The following is a 6,775-nucleotide window of genomic DNA, read 5'->3' on the forward strand; positions in this document are numbered from 1 at the left end:
GGGTGTCACGGGCGCGGGTCCGTTCTCGATGGCGAGCGCACCGTCGCCGACGGGCGGAACGCCCCGCGGGACGGCTCGTTCGACGCCGCCGTCTGCAGGGGCAACAGCTTCGGCTACCGGGACCTCGCGGGCGCCCGCGAGTTCGTCGCCGCGCTCGCCGCGGCGGTGCGGCCGGGCGGCGGCCTGGTGGTGGACTTCAACGCCGCCGCCGAGTCCGTCCTGCCGGGCTACCGGGGGGAGCCGCGCCGCATGGAGGCGGGCGGCATCGTCGTGACCACGACGACCGGGTACGACGCCGCCCGCAGCGTCCTGCTCAGCAGGTACCACTTCCGCAGGGGCGCGGAGGAGTTCGAGTCGACCGCGCTGCACCACGTGTACACCAGCGCCCACCTGGGCGGGCTGCTCACCGAGGGCGGGTTCGTCGACGTCGGGCTGTTCGGCGGGCCGGACGACGCGCCCTTCGGGATCGGCTCGGGCCGGTTGCTGCTGACCGCGCGCCGGGCCGCGGGCCCGGGACCGGCCACGGCGTGAGCACCGGCCGCGGCGGGCGGCACCGGGGCTCCCGCCCCTCGCGCTCGCCGCGGCCGGACCGCCGTGAGAGCGTCCGCGGACGTGTGCGTGAGCGCATCCGCGAACGCGTTCCGTGAGCGCGTCCGCGGACGTGTCCGTGAGCGCGTTCCGTGGACGCTGCCCGCGGACGCGTCCCGGAGGTCGCCGGGGACCCACCCCGGGGTGAGGGACGTGAGGTTCGGGGAAGGCCGTACCGCATGAGAGTCACACTGATCCGCGGGGACATCACCGAGCAGGACGCCGACGCCGTCGTCAACGCCGCCAACTCCTCACTCCTGGGTGGCGGCGGGGTCGACGGGGCCATCCACCGGCGCGGCGGCCCGGCGATCCTGAGGGAGTGCCGCGAGCTGCGCGCCTCCCGCTACGACCGCGGGCTGCCGACGGGACAGGCCGTGGCCACCACCGCGGGCGACCTGCCGGCCCGCTGGGTCATCCACACCGTCGGGCCGGTGTACTCCTCCACCGAGGACCGGTCGGACCTGCTCGCCTCCTGCTACCGCGAGTCCCTGCGCGTCGCCGACGAGCTCGGCGCGGCCGTCGTCGCCTTCCCGGCCGTGTCCGCAGGGGTCTACGGCTGGCCCGTCGGCGACGCCGCCCGGATAGCGGTCGAGACCGTTCGCACCACCCCGACGAAGGTGACCGATGTCCGGTTCGTCCTGTTCAACGAGGAGGCGTACACCGCCTTCGAACGGGCCCTCGACACCGGGGAGAACGGGGGGTCCTGAGGAGCCCCGGGGTTCGCGGGGCTCCTCGGCCGCGTCCCGTCGCTTCCACATGATCTCTGTAAGGGTTATAGTTCGGTTTATTCGGTTACCGAGGCGGGGGAAGAGCGTGCGGATCTCCATCACCGACTACGCGGCCGGGGCGACCCTGGCCGGCGATCTGGCCAACACCTCGCCCACCGTGCAGGCGGTGACGGGCGAGGCCCTGCCGACCCCCGAGACGTTGACGGAGTTCCTCACGGAGCACGGGCTGCGGCTCGACGCCATGGCCGGCGGACGGGTGCCGTCCCGCGACGACGTCCGCGAGGTCCACCTGCTGCGCCGGGAGGTGCGCGGCGTCGTGGAGACCGAGACGGAGGATCAGGCCGTCGCGGGCGGCGCCGTGCTGGCCGGGCGGGCGGGACTCAGGCCCGTGCTGCAGCGTGACCCCGGCGGGCGGTGGCAGTGGTACGTCCCGACCAGGCCGGGCGCGCCACTGGCCGAGGAGCTGGCCGCGTTCGTCGGCATCGGGCTGCTCGGCGCCGTCCGGGCACTCGGGCACGGCCGGTTCCGCGCCTGCGCCGCCCCGGGCTGCCGCGGGGTGTTCGTCGACATCAGCCGCGGGGGGCGTCGCGTCTACTGCAGGCCGGACGTGTGCGGTAACCGGATCAATGTTGCCAATCACCGCGAAAGGCGGCGGCTTGGCAGCGCCGCTCACTGAAGGACGTCAGGAGAACCCCATGAACGACCCCCTGAACGGCACGACGGCCCGTCCGCCGGGCGGCCCGCCGCTCGATGGCGCCTTCCGGCTCCCCGACGGCACCTGGATCCGCGGCCGCGGCCTTCGCCGTCCACCGCCCGAGGGGCCCGTCCCCGACTTCGGCCTCTACCTGGGCTCCGACCGGCTCCGCCGCCGCCACGAGGGCGGGCTGACGTGGCCGCACGCGTGGATCCGATGGTCCGACTTCCTGCTGCCCCGCGACCGCGACGCGGCCGTGGAGCAGATCCGCGCGCTGTACGAGCGGGCGCGGGCGGGCGCCGCGGTGGAGGTCGCCTGCGGGGGCGGCGTCGGCCGCACCGGCACGGTCGTCGCCTGCCTGGCCGTCCTGGCCGGCCTCGACCCGGCCGACGCCGTCGCCTGGACACGTGAGCACCACCACCGCCGGGCCGTCGAAACCCCGTGGCAGCGCCGCTGGGTACTGCGCTTCCCATCGCCCGTCCACCCGGAGCCACCCGACTAGACCGTGTCGTCACGGCGTCACCGGCGTCACGGCCACATCGGCGGATCGACGGGTCGGCACGCGCTTGATAAACGCGGCCATCTGGAAGGATTCACCCCGTGGTCACCGTGTGATCACCGTCCGGCACGCATATCCCGGCCGCCGGAAAACGGCGCGTCACCGTTGACCGGATAAGCGGACACGGGGGGCGAATCATCACGGACCGAATTCGCGTCCCGGGGATATCCCCGCCACGGTCCGGCCCCTCCGGCCCTGGTCAGCACCCCTCTCCCATTAATCCCGACATCTCATATTTAAACCGGAAATTTCTACAAAGCTCGACGTGTCCACCTTCACCGATCCCGATGTAATCGCCATATGCCGCCCTGCCGCTATCTGTCCCAAGAATCCTCCCGTATCGTTGTGGCGTGACGGCAGAGAAGAGACGCCAGCACGACCAGGAGTTTCACGACGGGGCCGGCCGGATCGCCAGGGAGACCCGGCGGCTCATCTCCCAGGTGGCCCGCGAAACGGGTGTCAGCGAGGACGCGCTGAGAGAGTCGGTCGCCGGCGACCTCGGCGAACCGCACCCGGTGCCCGGTACCGGACCGGAGACGTCCGGGCCCGGAGGAACGGCCCACCGGCCCGCCGGGCGTCCAGGGCTCGACGGGCACCTGGAGGACACCGGGCATCCGGAGCACGCGCCTCCGGAGCCGCCACCGGCCCCGCGCCTGATGGGGGGATGCGTCATCTGACAGGACGCCCGCGGCCTCGGCCGTGTCCGTGAGGACGTCGCCCGGGCCGGTCCGGGACGCGACCGCGTCCACCGGCCCGCGAGCGCGTCCGGACACCGCACCGAGGCACATCTCGTCACACGCCGGGGTTCTCGACCGGGCGCGGTCCTTCCTTCCCGCCCGCCGGAGAACCCCGGCGTCTCCCTGCCCGCAGCGGGGAGGCCACGACCCGGACACGCCGGCGTGTCACGCTCGGCACGCCGGCCTCACGAAGAAGGTTTCATGATCAGCATTCACGCCCTCGTCGGTATCGCGACGGTGGCCTTCGGGATGGTCATCTCACCGGGCCCCAACATGATCTATCTGATCTCACGGACCCTGACCCAGGGACGCCGGGCCGGGTTCATCTCGCTGCTCGGCGTCGCGGTCGGCTTTTTCGTCTACATGGCCGCGACGGCGGCGGGGCTCTCCACGATCTTCGCCCTCGTCCCGCAGCTCTTCACCGCCATCAAGATCGCGGGAGCCGCGTACCTGCTCTGGCTGGCCTGGCAGGCGGTCCGGCCGGGCGGGCAGTCGGTCTTCACCCCGAAGGACCTGCCCGAGGACCCTCCGCGCAAGCTCTTCACGATGGGGCTGGTCACCAACCTCCTCAATCCCAAGATCGCCATTCTCTACATCTCGCTGCTCCCGCAGTTCGTCGACCCCGAGCGCGGCAACGTCGCGGCGCAGAGCCTGATCCTGGGGCTCACCCAGATCTGCGTGGCCCTGACCATCAACGGCCTGATCGTGCTCACTGCGGGCTCCGTGGCCGGCTTCCTGACCGGACGGCCGTTCTGGATCCGCGTCCAGCGCTACCTGATGGGCACGGTCCTGGCCGGGCTCGCCCTCAGCATCGCCGCGGACCGGTGACCTGCCGCCGGGCGCCCCGTCCGGGCGCCCGGCAGCACGACATCTAGCGGCCTGGCCGCTTTAGGACTTCCTGAGACAGTTGTCCCATCTCATCGCAGTCAGCATCGTCTAGTCATGGATCTGGCGATCGCCGAAGAACGTCTCGCCTGAGCGACTCGGGCACCGCTGACTGATGGGACCCCTTCGATGACATCCTCAATTCGGCTCACTCACCACCGCCTGGAGGACGGAACTCGTGATCTGCTCGGCAAGGAGATCACCGAGCGCGTCACCGCGGCAGAGCTGGAACCGGACGCGGACGAGGCCATCCTCGCCCGTATCGGCGCGCAGGCACTGAGCCGCTACCTGGCCGGGGAGATCCTGCACGGCATCCACATGTTCTCGGTGACGGCCCGCCACGCGCTCCTCCTGCAGAACCTGCCCACCCAGAGGTTCCCCGCCACCCCGGTCAACGGGTTCGGCACGGAGACCGAACTGGCCGTGATCAACGCCCTCCACTTCGGCCTGATCCAGCTCCTCGGGATCACACCGTTCGCGGTGAGCTACGAGAACGACGGACGGCTGATCCGCAACGTGATCCCCAACCCGGCCGCGTCCGGCACCGCCAGCTCGTGGGGAGCGGACTCCGAGTTCTTCTGGCACACCGACAATCCCCACCTGCCCTTCGGTGACGCGGGCGCGAACCCGCGCCTGTACGTCCCGCGCTACCTGACCTTCTACGCGGTACGCAACGAGGAACGGGTACCGACCGAGCTCGCGGCCATGGAGGACGCCGTCGGCCGGCTCGACGAGCTCACGCAGCGCCGGCTCCAGTCCCCCTCGTACGAGGTGAACCCTCCGGCGTCGAACGACGCGGGGGCGGCGGGGGCACGCCCGCTGAGCGACACCGCGCTGCTGGAGCAGAGCTCGGAGGGGCTGCGGGTCCGCTACGACCGCGGCACGACCGGGGCACGCACCGCCGAGGCGGGCGCCGCGCTCCGGACCTGGTCCGACACGCTGGCGGCCATGCCGTCGAAGGAACTCTGCCTGGAGCCCGGCGACTTCATGATCTTCGACAACTACCGGGTCCTGCACCGCCGGAAGGCGTTCCGGCCGATGCCGCCCCAGAACGCGCGCTGGCTGCGCCGCTGCTACGCGAGCTGACGACAGAACCGAGGAGATGGAGAATGGGAATGTTTCGAGTGGCGATGATCGGTGGCCGGCCCGCCCCGGTGACGGGTGCGAAGGAACTGGGCATCGACGTGGTGCTCGTCCACCAGGAGGGCATGTACGACCCGGCGATCGCGGCGCACTGTGAGCGGATCGTGCACGCGCCCATCGACGACGGCCCGGCGATCCTCGAGGTCCTGCGGCCGCTTCACGAGGAACGCCCCTTCGACCGGGTCCTCACCACCACCGAACCCGCGGGCGAGTCGACCGGGTACGTGGTGGACGCGCTGGGCCTGCCGGGGGTCACCGAGGCCACGGCCCGCGCCCTGAGGGACAAGACGCTGACCCGCAAGCTGCTCGCCGAGCACGACCTCAGCCCGGTGCGCTACCGGACGCTGAACAGCGCCGAGGACGCCACGGAGTTCCTGGAGTCGGTCGGCGGCCCGATCGTCATCAAGCCGATCGACGGCGCCGCCAGCCTGCACATCCACGTCGCCACGGGCGCCGACGAGGCGGTGCTGGCGTGGAAACACCTGCAGGAGGCGGGGATCACGTCGGCGATCGGCGAGGAGTTCCTGGAGGGACCGGTCGTCAGCGTCGACTCCTTCTCCCACGCCGGCCGGCACCTGCCCATCGGGTACTCCGAGTACCGGATGAACGACCGTTTCGTCGAGTGGGAGGTCAGCACGCCGAGCCGGGTCGCCGCGCCCTACCTCGACCAGCTCCGCGAGCTGACCCCCAGGCTGCTGGACGCCGTCGGCCTCACCGAGGGGCCCTCGCACAGCGAGTTCGTCCTCACCCCCGACGGCCCGCGGGTGCTGGAGTCCCACGCCCGGCTGGCCGGAAGCGGTGCGCCCGAGCTGGTCAGGCGCGCCTTCGGCCTGGACCTGGCGCGGATGATGCTCACCGTCCCGCTGGGGATCGACGAGCTGCCGCTCACCTCCCCCGAACCGATCAGGGGCGCGGCCGTGAGGTTCTTCACCCCCGACCCCGGCAGGATCGCGTCGATCACCGTCGACGAGGACATCCCGGCCGTGGTCAGGCGCATGGAGCCGGGCGAGGTGCCGAACGTCTTCCTGCCGTACCTGGAGACGCTGCTGGACGTCGAGGTGGGAGCGGTCGTCATCAAGAACGAGGGCGACGAGGTTCCCCCGCTGCTGACGGTCGCCGACTGCACCTCCGGATACGTGATCGCCTCCGGACGCGACGCCGCCGACGCGGTGGCCAAGTGCGACGCGGTCAACGACATGATCCGGTTCGAGATCGCCTGACCCGGACGGCCGGGGCCCGCGACCCCGGAGGATCCCAGACGACGGTACGCGGCCGGGCGCCGCTCTCCCCTGCTTTCACGCGCCCGGCCGACCAGTTCTGAAAGGAAGCCGATGACGGCCCTGCTCGTGCTGGAGGACGGACGTGTCTTCCACGGGACCCCCTACGGAGCCGAGGGGGAGACCTTCGGTGAGATGGTGTTCAACACGGGGATGACCGGCTA

General features: G+C 71.6%; 9 protein-coding genes. All 9 read left to right on the top strand.

The features are described 5' to 3' along the window. The first annotated feature begins 165 nt into the window (after positions 1–165). Positions 166–531: a hypothetical protein gene (locus tag ACZ6RT_RS29905; protein WP_470157290.1), complete on the top strand. Its 366-nt coding sequence runs from the start codon at positions 166–168 to the stop codon at positions 529–531. A gap of 236 nt (positions 532–767) precedes the next feature. Beyond that, positions 768–1,295 carry an O-acetyl-ADP-ribose deacetylase gene (locus ACZ6RT_RS29910; protein ID WP_470157284.1) on the top strand — a complete coding sequence of 176 codons (528 nt, stop codon included), beginning with the start codon at positions 768–770 and terminating at the stop codon, positions 1,293–1,295. Between the two features lie 106 nt (positions 1,296–1,401). After that, on the top strand, positions 1,402–1,992 hold the full coding sequence (locus ACZ6RT_RS29915; RefSeq protein WP_470157285.1) for a CGNR zinc finger domain-containing protein: 591 nt from the start codon (positions 1,402–1,404) through the stop codon (positions 1,990–1,992). Between the two features lie 19 nt (positions 1,993–2,011). Beyond that, positions 2,012–2,512, top strand: coding sequence for a phosphatase domain-containing protein (locus ACZ6RT_RS29920; RefSeq protein ID WP_470157286.1), 501 nt, complete (start codon positions 2,012–2,014; stop codon positions 2,510–2,512). A gap of 407 nt (positions 2,513–2,919) precedes the next feature. Beyond that, positions 2,920–3,246 carry a hypothetical protein gene (locus ACZ6RT_RS29925; protein WP_470157287.1) on the top strand — a complete coding sequence of 109 codons (327 nt, stop codon included), beginning with the start codon at positions 2,920–2,922 and terminating at the stop codon, positions 3,244–3,246. A 261-nt stretch (positions 3,247–3,507) separates the two neighbouring features. Then, positions 3,508–4,134, top strand: coding sequence for a LysE family translocator (locus tag ACZ6RT_RS29930; protein ID WP_399196507.1), 627 nt, complete (start codon positions 3,508–3,510; stop codon positions 4,132–4,134). Positions 4,135–4,320: 186 nt separating this feature from the next. Then, entirely contained in the window at positions 4,321–5,277 is a 957-nt protein-coding gene (locus ACZ6RT_RS29935; RefSeq protein WP_399196508.1) for a TauD/TfdA family dioxygenase, read from the top strand. A 23-nt stretch (positions 5,278–5,300) separates the two neighbouring features. Continuing rightward, positions 5,301–6,554 carry an ATP-grasp domain-containing protein gene (locus ACZ6RT_RS29940; RefSeq protein ID WP_470157288.1) on the top strand — a complete coding sequence of 418 codons (1,254 nt, stop codon included), beginning with the start codon at positions 5,301–5,303 and terminating at the stop codon, positions 6,552–6,554. 111 nt (positions 6,555–6,665) lie between these two features. Continuing rightward, a partial coding sequence (locus tag ACZ6RT_RS29945; RefSeq protein ID WP_399196514.1) for a carbamoyl-phosphate synthase domain-containing protein occupies positions 6,666–6,775 on the top strand: 110 nt, incomplete at its 3' end.

This window comes from Streptosporangium sp. NPDC050148, from assembly GCF_055586505.1.